General features: G+C 36.5%; 15 protein-coding genes. 8 read left to right on the top strand and 7 right to left on the bottom strand.

What is annotated here, in order from left to right:
• Positions 1 to 22 precede the first annotated feature (22 nt).
• The 3 genes from A5482_RS09775 to crtB form a co-directional block, all read right to left on the bottom strand.
• On the bottom strand, positions 23 to 1,183 hold the full coding sequence (locus tag A5482_RS09775) for a polysaccharide biosynthesis/export family protein (protein ID WP_069789229.1): 1,161 nt from the start codon (positions 1,181 to 1,183) through the stop codon (positions 23 to 25).
• A gap of 108 nt (positions 1,184 to 1,291) precedes the next feature.
• Entirely contained in the window at positions 1,292 to 2,191 is a 900-nt protein-coding gene (locus A5482_RS09770; RefSeq protein WP_069789230.1) for a cyanoexosortase B system-associated protein, read from the bottom strand.
• 68 nt (positions 2,192 to 2,259) lie between these two features.
• The gene (gene crtB, locus A5482_RS09765) at positions 2,260 to 3,186 is read right to left on the bottom strand and encodes a cyanoexosortase B (protein ID WP_069789231.1); all 927 of its coding nucleotides are present in this window, start codon (positions 3,184 to 3,186) and stop codon (positions 2,260 to 2,262) included.
• A gap of 359 nt (positions 3,187 to 3,545) precedes the next feature.
• Here crtB and A5482_RS09760 point away from each other — a divergent pair, with 359 nt between their 5' ends.
• The 4 genes from A5482_RS09760 to A5482_RS09745 all read left to right on the top strand — a co-directional run bounded on the left by A5482_RS09760 (position 3,546) and on the right by A5482_RS09745 (position 7,491).
• Entirely contained in the window at positions 3,546 to 4,568 is a 1,023-nt protein-coding gene (locus A5482_RS09760; protein WP_069789232.1) for an ABC transporter permease, read from the top strand.
• 37 nt (positions 4,569 to 4,605) lie between these two features.
• Entirely contained in the window at positions 4,606 to 4,815 is a 210-nt protein-coding gene (locus A5482_RS09755) for a hypothetical protein (RefSeq protein ID WP_069789233.1), read from the top strand.
• Positions 4,816 to 4,844: 29 nt separating this feature from the next.
• Positions 4,845 to 5,117, top strand: a complete 273-nt coding sequence (locus tag A5482_RS09750) for a hypothetical protein (protein ID WP_069789234.1) — start codon at positions 4,845 to 4,847, stop codon at positions 5,115 to 5,117.
• Positions 5,118 to 5,349: 232 nt separating this feature from the next.
• On the top strand, positions 5,350 to 7,491 hold the full coding sequence (locus tag A5482_RS09745; RefSeq protein ID WP_069789235.1) for a Tex family protein: 2,142 nt from the start codon (positions 5,350 to 5,352) through the stop codon (positions 7,489 to 7,491).
• Positions 7,492 to 7,586: 95 nt separating this feature from the next.
• Here A5482_RS09745 and rsmA read toward each other — a convergent pair whose 3' ends face one another.
• Positions 7,587 to 8,405: a 16S rRNA (adenine(1518)-N(6)/adenine(1519)-N(6))-dimethyltransferase RsmA gene (gene rsmA / locus A5482_RS09740; RefSeq protein ID WP_069789236.1), complete on the bottom strand. Its 819-nt coding sequence runs from the start codon at positions 8,403 to 8,405 to the stop codon at positions 7,587 to 7,589.
• A 192-nt stretch (positions 8,406 to 8,597) separates the two neighbouring features.
• Positions 8,598 to 10,505: a cation:proton antiporter gene (locus A5482_RS09735; RefSeq protein WP_446684757.1), complete on the bottom strand. Its 1,908-nt coding sequence runs from the start codon at positions 10,503 to 10,505 to the stop codon at positions 8,598 to 8,600.
• A gap of 233 nt (positions 10,506 to 10,738) precedes the next feature.
• Between A5482_RS09735 and A5482_RS09730 the strand changes: the two genes are divergently transcribed.
• On the top strand, positions 10,739 to 11,428 hold the full coding sequence (locus A5482_RS09730) for an N-acetylmannosamine-6-phosphate 2-epimerase (protein WP_069789237.1): 690 nt from the start codon (positions 10,739 to 10,741) through the stop codon (positions 11,426 to 11,428).
• 27 nt (positions 11,429 to 11,455) lie between these two features.
• Here the strand turns inward: A5482_RS09730 and A5482_RS09725 are convergent, their stop codons facing one another.
• Positions 11,456 to 11,842 carry a c-type cytochrome gene (locus A5482_RS09725; protein ID WP_069789238.1) on the bottom strand — a complete coding sequence of 129 codons (387 nt, stop codon included), beginning with the start codon at positions 11,840 to 11,842 and terminating at the stop codon, positions 11,456 to 11,458.
• Between the two features lie 213 nt (positions 11,843 to 12,055).
• Here A5482_RS09725 and A5482_RS09720 point away from each other — a divergent pair, with 213 nt between their 5' ends.
• Positions 12,056 to 13,114 (top strand): glycosyltransferase family 4 protein, encoded by a 1,059-nt coding sequence (locus tag A5482_RS09720; protein ID WP_069789239.1) that lies wholly within the window; start codon positions 12,056 to 12,058, stop codon positions 13,112 to 13,114.
• Between the two features lie 171 nt (positions 13,115 to 13,285).
• Positions 13,286 to 13,783, top strand: a complete 498-nt coding sequence (locus tag A5482_RS09715) for a hypothetical protein (protein WP_069789240.1) — start codon at positions 13,286 to 13,288, stop codon at positions 13,781 to 13,783.
• A 54-nt stretch (positions 13,784 to 13,837) separates the two neighbouring features.
• Here the strand turns inward: A5482_RS09715 and miaB are convergent, their stop codons facing one another.
• On the bottom strand, positions 13,838 to 15,193 hold the full coding sequence (gene miaB / locus A5482_RS09710; RefSeq protein ID WP_069789287.1) for a tRNA (N6-isopentenyl adenosine(37)-C2)-methylthiotransferase MiaB: 1,356 nt from the start codon (positions 15,191 to 15,193) through the stop codon (positions 13,838 to 13,840).
• Positions 15,194 to 15,629: 436 nt separating this feature from the next.
• Here miaB and A5482_RS09705 point away from each other — a divergent pair, with 436 nt between their 5' ends.
• Positions 15,630 to 18,266, top strand: a complete 2,637-nt coding sequence (locus A5482_RS09705; RefSeq protein WP_083260345.1) for an EAL domain-containing protein — start codon at positions 15,630 to 15,632, stop codon at positions 18,264 to 18,266.
• Positions 18,267 to 18,311: the final 45 nt, after the last annotated feature.

Genomic DNA, 18,311 nt, shown 5'->3' with positions numbered 1-18,311 from the left:
TGTAGCTATCTATAAAATTATTTTAGAAACGGATATTATTATTATTCCGATTATTATCAAATATTCTGCCATCAATGGCATCTTGGATGAAATTAGTAAAACCAAAAATATCTCTAATGGGTTGAGTGATAATTCTGATACCTCCCAAGATACGCCCTAAGAGAGTACGACTCACCACAATAACATCATCCTCCCGTAGAGGAAGATTTTGAGCCATATCTCCTGTCTCTATGGTTTGACGAACGTTAAGAGATTGAGTGACTACTTTACCCAACTCTGGGTCAAAACGCATTAGGGTTACTTCATTGTTGGTAATTAGAGGAATAAACTCAGGTAGAAGTGCCACTGCATCGAGGAAGGAACTACCGTTAGGAATATTAATATTTCTGAGGGTTACTCCTGCCGCACCCGTGGGTGCTACCACTCTAACTCTGATAAGAGGTTGGGGAATATTAGTACGGGCTATGAGTGCTCGATCATAATCTTGATCTTCTCCAACTTCGAGGGCAGAAACAACGATCGTATCTCCGGGTTGAAGCCGAATACGAGGCTCTCCTGCTCCTTCGATTAGAGGACGGTAGAGATCTAGTTTTTCTTCGATTAAACTGTCATCAGCGAGGCGACGACGGACTATGATAGATCGCATATCTGCTTTATTGGTAGTACCTCCAGCTAAGTTGAGGAGGGAGCTCATGGGTATGCCATCACTGACGGTATAATAGCCTGGTCTAACGACTTCTCCGATTACTGTAAGGTTAAACGGGCGTTGTCCTGTTAATACAGCTAAAACTTGGGGGGGTTCACGCAAAAAACGATTTCCCAGTTCAAAGCTAATTTTATTTTCTACTTCTTCGGTGGTTAAACCTCGAAGGGATATGCGCCCTAAAATTGGCACGACTACGTTTCCTTGAGCATCTAGTGTCCCCGAAAAGCTAAATTCTGGAAATCTTGCCACTGAAACATTAATGGAGTCGCCAAAGTCAAGACGGTAATCGTTTAAATGTTGGGCGTTTCCTTCGTTGAATGGTTCTGGTTCATAACCTCTGGGTACTGAAGGAAAGTTTGATGGGTCGTTGGTTTGAAGGTTTAAATTGTTTTGTGACCACGCTATTTGTTGGGGTATAAGAATCACGAGGAAAGAATGAAATAAGAGTATTTTTAGGGGGTGAAACTTATTAGTCATTGTGATCTTAATTAATTTTTATGCTTCAGATTATAACGATTTTAATAATTGTAATAGAGTTGGTTATCAATTCTTTTACTTAATATTAATTTTTGTGTTTGTTTAACTTTACCTAATTTTGTTTGTAATTGCTGTTTGCACTTGTTTTGCTATGGTTGTTATTTCTTCTTGTCTTGGTTTTATTTCTTCTAAAGGGTCTATATATAGCCTTAAACTTATGGCTACCCACCCAGTGCGATCGCCCTTAATTTGACTTTTTAAATCACTCATAAACCAACGATAAGGTTTATAATGTCCTCCATCTTTCCATGTGTACCAATTCATCATCGCTACAGTATTATTCTGATTCCAACCCCTTTGAAATAGGGCTGTAATAGTAAGATTATCTTCAGTATTAAAGGTGATGGTTTGTTGAGAGTCTGTTGACCAATCTTGAGGATCTACTAAAGGAATTATTGTATTCTGATTATCTAAATTTCTAATGGTAAAGGCACGAGAACATATGGATGGTAGAGAGCCTAAAATAATATTTAAGGTATTTTTATCCACATCTTTTTGCTCAATTAATGTGCCTATATTTTTAACAGATGATTCAATATTTAATTCCTGTGGTGTCAAAGATAATTTTTCGGAGATTTCTTGCAGACAGAAAGACGCATTTACATTTAAACTTTGTAAATCAGTCCATTCAACGCTAGGTTTATCTTTAAAATAAGGCTGAGGTTGTATTAATAAACTAGCAGTAAGATTGTCTTTTTCCATGACTTCCCAGTACCAATTTTTGCCACTTAGTCTTACTCTATGTCTTTCTACTGTTTTCCAACCTTCCAATGAGATAGAGTCGTTTTTCAAGCTATTAATTAACCTCATATTACTAGGTTCATTTTCACTACTCCAACTCCAGTTTCCTCCTCTTAAATAGCCAGGCAAAACTCCTATAACAATCAATAATATTAGGATAATTATTAAACCTAAATAAGAAGATTTTTTTCCTTTTTTATCAGCCATTTTATTTATTAATCTATTTTACATTTATTTATTCTGAAAATACATGATTAATTTATATTAACTGATGGCTAAAAGTTAAAATTAAATTCATCATCATCAGATTTTAATTGTTCTGATTGATTATCAAATTTGGGAGCAAAATCTATTTTTTCAATCCATAGAAGTAAAGCAAAAATAAACCCTAACATGACGGTAGAATAAAGACTTCCGCCCCAATCATCATGAAACCAAACAAACAAGGAATCCTGTCTTGCACCATGGAAAAACGCTAAAATTGCATTACGAAATACATTACCCATGACACTAATAAATACTGCACCTACCAACAAACATAGGGAGCGAGTGCGATCGCCCAAAACATCCCGCCAATATAGTAAAATCAAAGAAACATATAAACTGGTAAAAAGCATCTTTAACCCTGCACAATAGGGGGCTACCTCCACCAATCGACCATTTACCGAGAGATATATACCATTCACCGCCACATCAAAACCCAGGTGAAATAGTAAAAATCCCGAAAGGGAAGCAATAAATCTTTGTAACCAAAGGGTATAAGGAGTTATTAAATAAGGGATAGAGTTGGGAGTTGCCAAAATTATCAACACAAAGGGAAACCAAAATAACTTTAATCCCGCTTTACCCTTCAAAAAATAACAAACTCCCAACAAAATCAGGGGAAATGAAAGATTAACAAACTCTGGCACTCCTGAGAGGTAAAAAATACCACCGACACTAAGGGGGAAAAAACCTTCTGGGCGAAATAGATTCGGTAATTTTTGCCACTTTTTTTTATCAAGCCAACAAAGATAAAATGCAAAAGGAATACCAATCACCCCATGGCTAAAGTATTCATGTTCGATACCGATGGTTTTATTTAGCCAACCATCATACCAGTGCCATATTAAAGGAAAATACATCAAACATAAAAATCCCAGTATTAGATAGGAGATTGTTTGTTCGTTTAGATAATTCTGTTTAGTCTTAATTAGTGCCATTTTTATACATTGTCAATAAATCATTGTTAACCCCTTACATTTTAAGAGATTATTCTAATAATGTTTCTTGTTTCTATGATTTTAACTAAAGCATACGTAAGTATATGCTATTTTCAATAAAGATTCTATTAAGTTTTTTTCTATGTTTATTTGCAAATTTTCTGTGAATTAGTTATTTTGCCTTTATTAATTATGATTTTATGGTTATATTAAGTAAATTTATTTTAAGCAATTGTTGTAAGGTTTATTTTAAGTTTAAATATGCTAAAAATATAATAAATTAAAGTGTTCTATAACTCAGGAAGTTGCTTACTATAGTAGAAAAATGTTAATCTAAATGGGATTAATTGACATTATGAATGACGCAAAATATACCTGTGAAAAGTTTTTTCTTCAATGAAAACCTAATCTATGTTGTTAAAAGACTATCCCAAGGGTTACTAACTCTTTTATTAGCTTCTATGCTTAGTTTTATTATTATTCAACTGGCACCAGGGGATTATCTTGATAACCTACGACAAAATCCTACAATCTCCCCTGAAACCATCGATGAGTTACAAATTCGTTTTGGACTAGATAAGCCACCCCTACAACAGTATCTATTATGGTTAAGGCAAGTAGTTACTAGATTTGATTTTGGAGAAAGTTTTGTTTATTCTCGCTCGGTTTCTTCCCTTATTATTGAGCGAATTCCCGCCACTTTACTATTAGCCATTTCATCAATTATTGTAACATGGGCGATCGCCCTTCCCCTCGGTATAATCAGCGCTGTCAATCAAAATAAACCCATCGACAAAACTTTAAGAGTAATCAGCTATTTTGGGCAAGGATTCCCCAGTTTCATCACCGCCCTAATTTTATTAGTAGTGGCTCAAAATTTATCCCCTTTATTTCCCGTGGGAGGTATGACAAGTATTAATCACAATCAACTATCTTTTTTTGGTAAAATTCTTGATATTGGTTGGCACATGATATTACCCACTATCGCCCTAAGTATTACCAGCTTTGCGGGGTTACAACGGTTAACCAGAGGACAACTTTTAGATGTACTGCGACAAGATTATATTCAAACCGCTAGGGCAAAAGGACTTCCTGAAAATAAAGTATTATATGTCCATGCCTTGCGTAATGCCATTAACCCTTTGATTACTCTACTAGGATTTGAATTTGCCAGTTTATTGGGCGGTGCATTCATTGCGGAATTTTTCTTTAATTGGCCAGGATTGGGTAGATTAATATTACAAGCAGTACAAGCACAGGATTTATATTTAGTGATGGCTAGTTTGATGATGGGGGCTACTATGTTAATTGTCGGTAATTTAATGGCAGATTTATTATTAAAATTTGTTGATCCTCGTATCAAGTTAGAAAACTTGGAATAAACTAATTAATGATTTAATTTATTATAGAGAGTTTATCATGGGTAAAAAAATATCTAAAGCATTTCGAGACTTACAAAGTTTACCACCAACAAAAGTAAAAGGAAAAATTAAAATTAATCGTAAAAAGAATAACTATGACTATTTAGATAATTATGCAAAAGAGTTAAAAGAAACATATCCTGATAGAAAAATCATCAGAAAAAAGACGGACAATTTAAAGTTTCAGCAGTATTTTGGGATTTTTTAGAACCAGAAAAAGAGTTAATTCATCAAGATATGAAAAAGGCTCATGTAATAGTTAATATTGCAGTAATGGGATGGAATTTAGCCTTATTACCAGAGGAAGAAAGAGACCAAGAAATTCAGAGTTTAAATATCACTAAAGGTATTGAGATAGATGATTCTTCTAACAAAGTTTTTCGGGAATTAATAAGCAGTTTTGTAGAAAGAAAACTAGAATATTTTGATGAGTTTGATATTTTTATCTCTGATTTTAAATTAGAGGAAAGTAATGATGAAATTCGTCTTTCTGTTGTCTCATTAGTGTAATGATTAATATTTATTTTCCCGCCGTGTAAATTATTACACGGCTAATAATGGTTAATCTTTATATTAATAAAACTAGCATTGCTTATTTTTCATGTTTAAGTTGTTAAACTGGTTTGCTATAACAACATAAAAAATTGTCCAAATAAAATAAAAATTCACTACCCAACTATTAATAATAGTGTCTTACTTCATAAAATATTACTAAAATTATTTGCAAATATTATCAAGCTAAATGATTAACATTCCTCAAATTATCGCTCAAGAATTATCCCTAAATATTAGCCAAGTAAATAGTGCTTTAAACCTATTTTCAGAAGGAGCAACAATTCCCTTTATTGCCCGTTACCGTAAAGAGGTGACAAATTCTCTTAATGAAATAGAGTTGAGAGATATTGAAGAGCGTTTTAACTATTTACAAGAATTAGAAAATCGGAAACAAGTAATACTAGAGGCGATCGCCCTTAAAAATCAACTGAGCGACTCATTAAAAGCCCAAATTACCGCTTGTTTACAAAAAAATGAATTAGAAGATCTATATCTACCCTTCAAGACCAAACGGCGAACCCGTGCCACCATGGCAAGGGAAAAAGGATTAACCCCCCTAGCCGAATTAATCAAAGAAAATAATAAACCTCAAACTACATCCTTTAACCTAGAAAAAGAAGCTCAAAAATATCTCAATGACGAAGTAAAAACCCTCGAAGAAGCCATCACAGGGGCAGGGGATATATTAGCCGAAGAAATAGGAGAAAAAGCCAATTTAAGAGCTTATTTAAGAGACTTTATTTTAAATGATGGTTGGTTTGTTTCTCAAGTAAAAAAAGACTATGAAGAAGGCACCACAAAATATGAAATGTATCGTAAATTTCAGGCAAAACTAACCAAAATTGCCCCCCATAATATTCTTGCCTTATATAGGGGAGAGCATGAAAAAATATTGACCGTTGATATTACCTTTGATGAAGAAAAAAGCCTCCATTACCTAGAATCAAAAATCATCAAAACCAAAGATAAAACCCTACGCAATTTCTATCAAGATACCATCAAAGATAGTTTTAATCGCCTCATGAAACCAACTTTATTAAGAGACGTAAGGGCAGAAAAAAAAGCATGGGCTGACGGTGAATCCATCAAAACCTTTGAAGCGAATTTGCGAGAATTACTATTATCTGCCCCTGCAGGTATGAAACCCACCATGGCCATTGATCCCGGATTTAGAACAGGTTGTAAAGTAGCTATTCTCTCCGAAACAGGACAATTTCTCGACTATCAAGCCATATTTCCCCACACAGGGGCTCAAAAAAGACAGACTTCCACGACTACAATTCAAAATCTTATAAAAAAGTATAGTATAGAATTAATTGCCATCGGCAACGGCACAGCAGGACGGGAAACCGAGCAATTTGTTACCGAGGCGATCGCCCCTTTGAACCCCAAACCCATTAAGGTGATGGTCAATGAATCGGGGGCTTCCATCTATTCCGCCAGTGACATAGCCATATCAGAATTTCCAGATTTGGACATTACCGTTAGGGGCGCCATTAGCATCGGCAGAAGATTACAAGACCCTTTGGCGGAGTTAGTCAAAATTGACCCTAAATCCATCGGTGTCGGACAATATCAACATGACGTTGACCAAAAATTGCTCAAGAAAAAACTAGAAGAAACCGTGGAAAGTTGCGTTAACTATGTGGGAGTAGATTTAAACACCGCTTCCCAAGAATTATTAACCTTCGTCTCTGGCATTAACCCCACCATTGCCAACAACATCGTCAATTATCGTAATGAAAATGGCGCATTTAAAAGCCGTAAAGAATTGCTCAAGGTGAAAAAATTAGGGGCAAAAACCTTTGAATTGGCGGCAGGTTTTCTCAAAATTCAGGGGGGCAAAAATCCTTTAGATAATACAGCGGTACATCCCGAAAGTTATACCATCGTAGAAGCCATTGCCCAAGATATTAACATCTCCCTAGACCAAATTAATAAATTCAGTAACCATATTCACCAGTTAGACTTACGAAAATATGTCACCGATACCGTTGGTTTACCTACCCTAGAGGATATTCGCCAAGAATTGGAAAAACCGGGTAGAGATCCCCGTGCCGAATTTAAGTATGCTACTTTTAGGGAGGGTATCAACGAAATTAGTGACCTACAAGAGGGAATGGAGTTGGAAGGGGTTGTGACTAATGTGGTTAATTTTGGGGCTTTTGTGGATGTGGGTGTCCATCAGGATGGGTTAATTCATATTTCTCAATTGGCGGATAGGTTTATTGAGGATACCAATGAGGTGATAAAAGTGGGAGAGGTTGTCAGGGTAAGGGTATTGGAAGTTAATCAAAAACTTAAACGCATTGGGCTTAAAAAACTTTAATAAATATAATTCTTACATACAGCTTATATTTTACTATTGTTTAACAAGGGGTTTAAACCCCTTGCCCTATGACTTGATTTTTCAGCGCACCCTACTTAAATTTTTTCTAATTCATCACTTAATAAAATCCAATCAGTAAGGCTTAAATTTTCTGCCCTTGCAAGGGTATTTAAGTTTAAATTTGTTAAAACTTCTTCTAATTTATCGTTATCAACAATAGATTTTAAGTTATTTTTTAACATCTTTCTTCTACTAGAAAAGCCTAGTTTTATAATAGTTTCCAAAAACTTAGAATTATTAACTTCTTTTTCTAACTTTCTGGGGGTAATTTTGACTACCACTGAATCAACTTTGGGGCGAGGACGAAAATCTTTTGCAGGTACTTCACAGACAATTTCACACTCTGCTAAATATTGAACTCTGACAGATAATGCTCCATAAATTTTGTTGTTGGGTTCGGCTACGAGGCGATCGCCCACTTCCTTTTGAATGAGTAAAACGATTGATTCTAAAGGGTTGGGGTTAGGACTAGAAATAGTCCCGAGGAGTTTTTCAATAATAGGACCAGTGATATTATAAGGAATATTAGCAACTACTTTATTATAATTACTAAAATGAGGAAAATTACCTAAAATATCAGGAATATCTAACTCTAAAAAGTCTCCTTCTAATAATAAAAAATTATCTTTTTCTCCATACTCTTTGACCAATAATTTACATAAATCTCGGTCAATTTCAATGGCTAACAATTTATCTACATAGGGCAACATTCTTTTAGTTAAAACCCCTGTACCGGGCCCTATTTCTAAAATGCGATCGCCCTTACTTAATTGAGCAGTACGAATAATATTATTTAAAGCGATGTCGCTAGTTAACCAATGCTGTCCAAACTGTTTTTTTGCTCTAATTGCCATAAAAAAATTTAAAAATTAATAAAAATAATAAATTAGCCCTTTAAATACACAAACCCTGCAACCCTTCTTTAACAAGGGGCTTAAGCCCTTTGCCCCCATCCATTACTCCTTGCCTCATCCATTACCCCTTGCGCCCATCCATGACTCCTTGCCCCTTGCTTTGCCCATTATCAACTATCAATTGTTACCTAACTATGCTTGTTTGATGTTCACCGACAAAGGAATCTCCTCTACCTTCGGTAATTTTTCCAAATTGAGACGGGAAGAAGCACTTACCCCCGATAAACGTTTTAATAATTGCGGACGAGGATCATGAAGAAGATAAATAATTTCATCCCCTAACTTCCATTCCTCATTAGCTTGAATAATATCTAACTTACCATTTCGACGTACCAACAAAGGCAACATTTCCCCCGAAGTAATCAACGCTTGGATATGTACCTGCTGAAAATCGATAGCATCACCCTTACCCCTAATCACCGTTTTACCAAGCCTAAATAAACCATCTTGGAGATATTGATTCCAAACCTTCACAGGCAACTCATTGATAAAAGGTTGATTAATTTTTTGCTTATTTGCCTTAACATTATTATCATTTTGCAACGGGAAAATAGCCAATACCTTCGGCGGTGCAAACTCCTCGATCGCCCTTTGTGCAATCATTAAATTAACATCCCCATTATTTGTAAGGGCAACTAAAGTGCCTACGGACGTAATATCAGCCTTTTCCATCACTTCAGGATCCAAACCACTACTCTCAAACACAGGTAAATTGTCCTGTTTAGCCTTCTCACAAGCATCCTTATCCGTATCAATCAAAACCACCGATTCCCCTTCATTTTGATAAATGCGCCCAATTAAACGCCCCAACTGATTACAACCAACAATCACAGCCCCCCCCGCATAATTGGACTTGATTTTGAGTAAATTTGCCACCGCCCCCGCACTCAAACCTTGGGCAAAAACCGTCATCATGATGGTAAGGAAAACTAAACCCTTGATAGAATCTCCCCCGTTGATGCCATTTTGGGTTAACAGAATCGAGAATAAGGAAGCCACAGAAGCCGAGACAATACCTCTGGGGGCAATCCATGCCAGAAAGGTTTTTTGTCGCCAATTAAGGTCACTATTCCAAGTACAAATCAAAATACTGAGAGGACGAACCAAGAACATCAGTACCAATACTGTAAAAACACTACCCCATCCCAAAGCGAAAATACTGTCAATGGACAAGTCCGCCGCCAAGAGGATAAATAAAACCGACACACACAACACTGTTAACTGCCCCTTGAAGCGCAACAATAGCCTTTCTTCTGGAATGTCAGAAGCCCTTACCACAATCCCTGCCGTCACCGTTGCCATTAACCCTGACTCACTAATAATCATCTGGGATAGTCCAAAAGTACCCCACACCCCCGCCAAGACTACTAAATTTTTTAATTCTTCTGGCACAAAATTGGCGTTTTTCTGAAATGAGCCTAATAACCAACCGCTGACACCGCCGATAACCGCCCCAATGCCCAGACGGAATAATAATCCTGTGACAATTTCAAAGGAATAAGCAGAACTATTGAGAATGGTATCTAGTACTACCACAGCCAGAATAGCACCCACAGGATCAATTAATACCCCTTCCCCCTCCAATAAGGTAGCCACACGCTTATCTACGGCCACTTGTTTTAATAATGGACCGACTACCGTGGGGCCAGTAACAACCACCAAAGATGCGTATAAAAAGGCGATTTCCCAAGGAAATTCGGCTAACCAGTGGGCGGCCATACCACCCAAAATAAAAGTAATTAGGGTGCCGATGGTGACAAGGTTACGTAAACTGCCTGATACTTTGTCTAGCTGTTTTAGTTCTAGGTTTAAGCCCCCTTCAAACAAAATAATGGCCACCGCAAGGGCTACTAATACTTCTAATCCTACTCCTAAAAGTTCTGGCTGTAATATGCCTAAACCGTCTCTACCTAATAGCACCCCAAATATGAGCAGGAAAACGATACTGGGTATTTTAAAAAATTCTCCCAATACTTGAGAACTAATCCCTGCAAATACGGTTATGATGATCAGTAAAGTCAGAGTGAAAGAGTCTTCCATGGTACCAGAGGTTTAGATAATACGCCTTGTATTTTGTTGATAATTTCTTTTGAAATTATGATAACGTCCTATCCATGGTAGCTTAATTTGATAATTGATAACTTAAGCAATTGACAATGGGCGATGAACCATGGACAATTAGAGTCTACTTCACCTAATCTTGTGCATTTTTGATTGTTTGAGTAATTAACTTAGTGGTAACCCATAGTCGATAAATCATAATTTCAAAATTGATGGATGTTCTTAAATCGAGTTTAATTGTTTCTTGTCAGGCGCCTAGTGATTCTCCTTTGCATCAACCCCAGATGATAGGTGCGATCGCCCTTGCATCCATTATGAATGGGGCAAAAGGAGTCAGAATCGATAGCCCAAGCCACATCCAGGCAGTGCGTTCATTAGCGCCTGATATTCCCATTATCGGTTTATGGAAGCAAATGGGGCTTAATTCTTCAGTATATATTACCCCCCGATATGAAGATGCCGTGGCAGTAAGCGAAGCGGGGGCGGATATAATTGCGGTGGATGGCACCTTGCGCCCTCGTCCTCGTGGGGAACAAATGATCGATATTATTGCTAAAATTAAATCAAATTTAGGTCGTTTGGTGATGGCTGATATTGATACCATGGAAAGTGCGATCGCCTCTAGCCAAGCAGGAGCAGACTTTATCGGTACTACCCTCTACGGTTATACAGAAGATACCGCCCACAAAACTCCCCCTAACTTTGACTTTCTTAAACAATTAGTAACCACCATCGATAAACCTATTATTTGTGAAGGAGGTATCAAAACCCCCCAAGAAGCAAAAAAAGCCCTCGAAATGGGAGCTTTTGCGGTGGTTGTGGGTACTGCCATCACAGGTATTGATTTACAAACAAGGGAATATGTGGCGACCATGGAGGCAGAAAATAGGCAAGGGACTTAAGCCCCTTGTTAAAGAATAATATTCCGATTAATTCAACTCTCGTAAATAAGCCAATAAATCCGCCATCTCCTCGGCAGAAGGTTGAAATTTGGGCATAGGGGGAGTTTTACCACTAATTACCTGATTAATAATACTCTGTTCCGATTTGCGTTTAGAAACATTGGTTAATGTGGGGCCCACATTTCCTACCCCTTGTATTCCATGGCACCCAGCACAGTTAACATTAAAAATTGCCTCTCCCCTTTCCCCATTACCTTGATAAGACAATACTTCGATGATGTAGGGATTTTTAGAAGGTAACAACCAAAATGAGAGAATTATTACCGTTGTTAACAAAATAACACTGGAAATGGTTATGATCACGTTCCTGACTTCTGGTCTATTAATTTTTGTTTCTAATATTTGGTTGTTCACGGAATCATTGTTAACTTTTGGTTTACCTATTTAACATTCTGCAATATTTTGTCTCATTAATGCCACTTTTCCAAATTTAATTAACTTTCACCACTCTTTCTTCTACAAATACTGACCCTTACGAGGAAGTTTCCATGGCAATTGATTAAAAATTCCCTCAATGTAACAATTAACCATAGGCAAACAAAAAACTAGCTATTATTTTTTATTAAAATGCACAAACTGTTATTTATGTCAACCCCTGTGGGTGCTTTAAGCTCAGGCATTGGGGGCGGTGTAGAATTAACCCTATACAACCTCATCCAAGAGATGCAAAAAAGAGGGTATGACATCACCACCGTAGCCCCCCAAGACTCTTACTTTGCCAATGCCAAAATTATCGAAATAGAAGGTAGTGTGCATATACCAGCCCAAACCCAAACTAGAGATATTCCTACTATCATGCCCGAAAACTCCGTTTTGGCGAATATGTGGGAATATGCCAGAAAAGTACAGTCAGATTATGACTTGATTGTTAACTTTGCCTTTGATTGGCTTCCTTTTTACTTAACACCTTTTTTCTCTACCCCCATCGCTCAATTTATCAGCATGGGTTCTTTATCTGATAGCCTTGATGAGATTATGGATAAAACTGCCCAACAATATCCCCACAATTTTGGAGTCTATACCAAGTCTCAGGCAGATACTTTTCCTTTTAGTCAGAGGTGCGAAATATTGGGCAGTGGGTTGGATTTGTCGTTATATCAATATAGTGAAAAATTTGATAAAAAACTGGCATGGTTAGGAAGAATTGCCCCAGAAAAAGCCCTGGAAGATGCGGTAAAAGCCTGTGATATTACCCAAATTCCTTTATTAATTTTTGGTAAAATTCAAGATGAGGAATATTGGCAAAAAATTCTCGCTCAATATCCTGATGCCCCCATTGATTATCGAGGTTTTTTATCTACCCAAGATTTACAACAAGAATTAAGGGAATGTCAAGGATTATTAATGACTCCTCGCTGGATAGAGGCTTTTGGGAATGTGGCCATTGAGGCTTTGGCTTGTGGTGTTCCTGTCATTGCTTATGCTAGGGGTGGCCCTTCGGAAATCGTGGAGGATGGTAAGACGGGATTTTTGGTAACTCCTGATAGTGTGGATGGTTTGGTGGAGGCTATTAATAAGTTATCTACCATTAACCGTTATGTTTGTCGCTTGGTGGTGGAAAAGGAGTATTCTTTGGATGTGTGGGGAGATAGGTTTGAGAGTTGGTTTAAAAAAATAGTTAAGTAGGTTGGCGAAATTAATTATAGCTCTTATTCTATTAAGACTCTTATGAACAAGGGGTTTAAACCCCTTGCCTAAATCGATTTAATTATGCCCACTTACTTACTCAGGCTAGTTAGTTTGGTAGCAGTAACACAAGATGATTAAAACAAGTAAGATCAATTTAAGATTATTATTATGAGTGAATCAGACCAAGATAGAGAAAGAGATTTAGAATTGCGTCGGGATGCTTTGCAGGGCAGACAATTTTCTTTAGCGGATTTAATTGGGCAGGAAGGAGGAGGATTTTTGAAGGGGGAGTCTCCTGTGCCTTTTATTATCAGGTTAAAAACAGAAATTAAGTTATTTATTAGTAATAATTTACGGGATAATTCTGGCGCATTGCAAGCTGTTTTACAAGATTTGGTGAATGGGGGAGATAGTAACATTGGTAGTCATGAAACGGATCCTTTGTCGGCTCTGAGAGCTATTATTGAGGAGATTATGGGCAATGATAATCTATACTATGACTTTGTGAAACAGGTTGATCTTAAGTCTGGACAAATAAGTGGCGATCGCCCTTACTTCCAAAAACCAGGACAACCTGCCCATCCTGAAGACGAATATTCTCACGAATCTGTTAAGGAAAAACTCATCGAACTTTTGAATATCATCGATGCTATTCAACCACAGTAGGGAAATAGGGAATAGAAAATAGTTTAACTATCTCCTAAACCCTTAAAACCTAAATTAAGCCTCCACCAAAGTTAGTGCTTCCCCTGTGAGGCTAAAAGCCCTTACCTGAGTAATTTTCACGGGGACAATTTTCCCTTTTAACTCATTTATATCCCCTGCAAAGAAAGTAAGACGATTACCATCTGTCCTACCCACTACCTGAGTAGCATCCTTGGGATTAACATCCTCTACCAATACCTGCTCAATTTTACCAAGATACCGTTGAGAACGTTCCGCCGCCTTGACTGATACTAAATGATTTAGGCGCGCCAGGCGATCGCCCTTTACCTCCTCACTAAGCTGATTTTCCCATTCTGCCGCAGGAGTTTGAGGACGAGGAGAATAAGCCGCCGTATTCAACAGATCAAAACCAATATCCTCCACTAACTTTAAAGTATTCTCAAATTGTTCCTCCGTTTCCCCAGGAAAACCTACAATGGCATCGCCACTAATAGCCGCATCGGGCATATAACCACGAATTTTATTGATAATATCTCGATAACGCTCATGGGTATAACCGCGCTTCATGGCTTTTAAAACATCATTATCCCCCGACTGAAAAGGAATATGGAAATGTTCACACACCTTGGGCAACTCATGACAAGCCTTGATTAAACGCTCCGTAAAATAGCGGGGATGGGAGGTAGCAAAACGAATGCGCTCGATCCCTTCCACATCATGGATAAAATAGAGTAAATCCGTCAAAGTATGCTTATTTCTGCCTGTTTCCGTTGTACCAGGTAAATCACGGCCGTAGGCATCAATATTTTGACCTAATAAAGTTATTTCCGTATAACCCTGACGGGCAAGTTCTTCAATTTCCGCCTTAATAGCTTCGGGGGTGCGAGATTGCTCCACGCCCCTAGTATTTGGCACTACACAATAACTACATCTTTCATTGCAACCATAAATAATATTTACCCAAGCCGAAACACTGCTTTCTCTGCGGGGTTTGGTAATATCTTCAAAAATATGCACAGGCTCAGTGGCTACGATTTGATTTCCTGCAAATACTTGATCCAACAGACTATCAAGGCGATTGGCATGTTGAGGCCCCATAATAAGGTCAATTTCAGGAACACGCCTTAAAAGTTGCTCTCCTTCCTGTTGTGCGACACAACCAGCTACCACAAGGGTTAAATCGTCTTCTTTATGTTTCCTTTTTGCCTGTCTGCCCAAATAGGAATAAACTTTTTGCTCAGCATTATCCCTGATACTACAAGTATTATATACAATCACATTAGCTTCGTTAGGATCTTCGGTAAAATCATAACCCATGGTTTCCAATATTCCTGCCATGCGCTCGGAGTCTGCCTTATTCATTTGACAACCGAAGGTAATGATATTATATCGGCGATTATTGTTGGTCATATTTTCAATAAAAATTAAACATATAATAAATTTTTGCGTATCTCTAATATACAAGAATTCAGTCCTTGCCTTGTTTACTCTTTTTTGAGTAACCGCTTTCATATTTGAAGGACTATAATAATTAAGAAAAGAAGAAGAGAATAATAATCAAATTTAATCAGTTTGTAAAGATATATTATCTTTATGGCACTGTCCAACAGGTTAGAATATTCCCAATTATTGAATAACTTTCTACCTAATAACACTGCTTTTTTGTATCTATAAAGGCATTATTTCTTTGGATTTATTGCTTAAATTATTCAAAGTATATTCATTTTTTAACCAGAAAAATCCTATGAGTAAATAAATAAAAATAGTTACTATTTATATCTAAAATATAGCCAAAATACATATCTATGGATCACTACATTAAACCGAGTTATATACATACTATAAAATGAAAAAAAATCCTTGGAAATATTTAAAAAGTTTAAGGTATAGTATCGTTTTAGTAACTTGTTGTTGTCTTATGCTAGTAGGACAAGCAACTTTATCAGAACAAATTTCCCATAATTTAGAAAGAGATATAAAAGTGGGAATTTATCAAAATAGTCCAAAAGTATTTGTGGATGATAGTGGTAATCCTGCTGGTTTTTGGGTTGATATAGTTGATGATATTGCGAGAATAAATAATTGGTCAATAGTTTATGTACCCTGTATTTGGAGTGAATGTTTAAATCTGGTAGAAGAAGATGGTTTAGATTTGATGGTTGATGTGGCTTATTCCCCTGAGCGCGATCGCACCTTTAGCTTTAATAGTAACGTAGTATTAGCCAGTTGGTCACAAATATACGCCAGACAAGGATTAGAATTAAACTCAATATTAGAATTAGATAACAAAAGAATTGGAATATTAAGATCAAGCATTCAACAAGATGTTTTAGAAAAAGAAATACAGGCTTTTGGAATCTATCCAACCCTTGTAGAAGTCGATAGTTTTGATGAAGTTTTTGCTCTTTTAGAAAAGGGAGAGATAGATGCAGGAATAGTTAATAATTTTTTTGCAACGAAGGAAGCTAATAAATATAGTATTGTTAAAACTAATATTTTAATTAATCCAGCCCGTTTACACTTTATTACTCAGAATGATGATTCAAAAAATATATTACCAGAATTAGATCTGGTTATGGAACAATTAATAGATGATCCCAACTCTAGCTACTATCAAGCGATGAATACATGGCTTGAGCCTCAAAAAGTGTTTGGTTGGCAAGACATAAGAAAAATTATCATGGATTTTATTATTTACATACCTTTTTTTGGATTAGTTTTTGTAGTTTTATGGAATTATTTTCTCAAAAAAGAGGTAAATCGCCGAAAAATTGTAGAACAGAATTTACGAGAAAGTGAAGAAAGTTATATTCATCTGACCAATCATATCCCCGTGGGAGTATTTAAAACAGATAAAGATTTTAATTGTTTATACGTCAATGAATACTGTTGTGAATTGATGGGTTTATCAGAGCAACAAATCAAAACAGAAGGATGGTTAATGGGTATTCATCCTGAAGACAAGGAAAAAACAATCCATTGGACAAATTCCATTAAAAAAGGTGTGATTTTTGATTTAGAATATCGTTTTCAACGCCCTGATAAATCGATTATATGGGTGTTTGGGCAATGTTTACCAGAATATGATGACCATCAGAAAGTGAGGGGTTATATTGGTACTGTAACAAATATAAGCGATCGCATCTTAGCCGAGCAACAATTAAAACACAATGCCTTCCATGACAAATTAACAGGCTTAGCCAATAGAGATTTATTGACCCAAAGACTAGAATTAGCGATACAAAAACAAAAACGTGATCACAACGTAAGATTTGCCGTCTTATTTTTAGACTTAGATAATTTCAAGATAATTAACGATAGTTTAGGGCATTCTACAGGAGATAAATTGTTAGTTGCCATGGCAAAATTACTACAAGGATTTATCAGGGAAATAGATATTGCCGTTAGATTGGGAGGAGATGAATTTGTAGTTTTGTTAGAAGATATTGATGGTATTCAAGAAGCCATCGTGGTTGCCCAAAGAATTATTCAAGCCTTAAAATCCCCTTTGGTGCTGGATAATAAAGAAGTTTTTATTCAAACCAGCATTGGTATTACCACAAGTAGTGAGAGAAGGGAAAATGCCGAAAGTATCCTAAGAGACGCTGATATAGCCATGTATAAGGCAAAACAAAGTGGCAAAGGAAAATATGCTATTTTTGATCCTATTATGCACTCCCAAGCCGTTGAAAGGCTACAAATGGAAAATGACTTGCGCAATGCCCTCGAAAATAATCAGTTTATTTTAAATTACCAACCAGTGGTTAACCTAAAATCTGGCTCTATTGAAGGTTTTGAGGCCTTAATTCGTTGGCAACATCCACAAAAGGGGTTAATTTCTCCCCTAAAATTTATCTCCATTGCCGAAGAAATGGGGTTAATTATTCCCCTTGGAGAATGGATTTTAGACACAGCCTGTCAACAACTATCCATATGGCAAAAGCAATTTAACTCTCCTTTAAAGTTAAGTGTTAATTTATCGGTAAAACAGTTAAATTATTGTTTAATTGAGACTTTAGATAATATTCTTTTTCGTCATCAAATATTGCCAAATACTTTGACTTTAGAAATTACTGAAAGTATGTTAATTGAAAATTTTGAGTCAACTTCTAATTTACTATACAAAATAAAAGAAAGAAATATTTCTATTAGTATTGATGATTTTGGTACGGGGTATTCCTGTTTTAGTTATTTACATCGTTTACCCGTGGATATTCTCAAAATTGACCGTAGTTTTGTCCATAATTTAGAGTTAAATGGTCATAATCAATTAATTACAGAATCTATTATTGTTTTGTCAAAATCCATTGGTATGTCGGTAATCGCGGAAGGAGTTGAGGCTGTGGAGCAAAAAATTTGGTTACAACGCCACGGATGTTCATTTGGGCAGGGTTATTTCTTTTCTCCTCCTTTACTTCCCCTTCTCGCAACGATGGTTTTGCAAAAAGGTTCATATCAAGAGTATATAAAAACCAGACCTTAATCCAAGGGGGTGGAGAATGTATTAAAATTAACGGATAATAATTTT

Source organism: Cyanobacterium sp. IPPAS B-1200 (genome assembly GCF_001747005.2).
Classification (GTDB): domain Bacteria; phylum Cyanobacteriota; class Cyanobacteriia; order Cyanobacteriales; family Cyanobacteriaceae; genus Cyanobacterium.
This window is presented reverse-complemented; position numbering and strand designations above follow the sequence as displayed.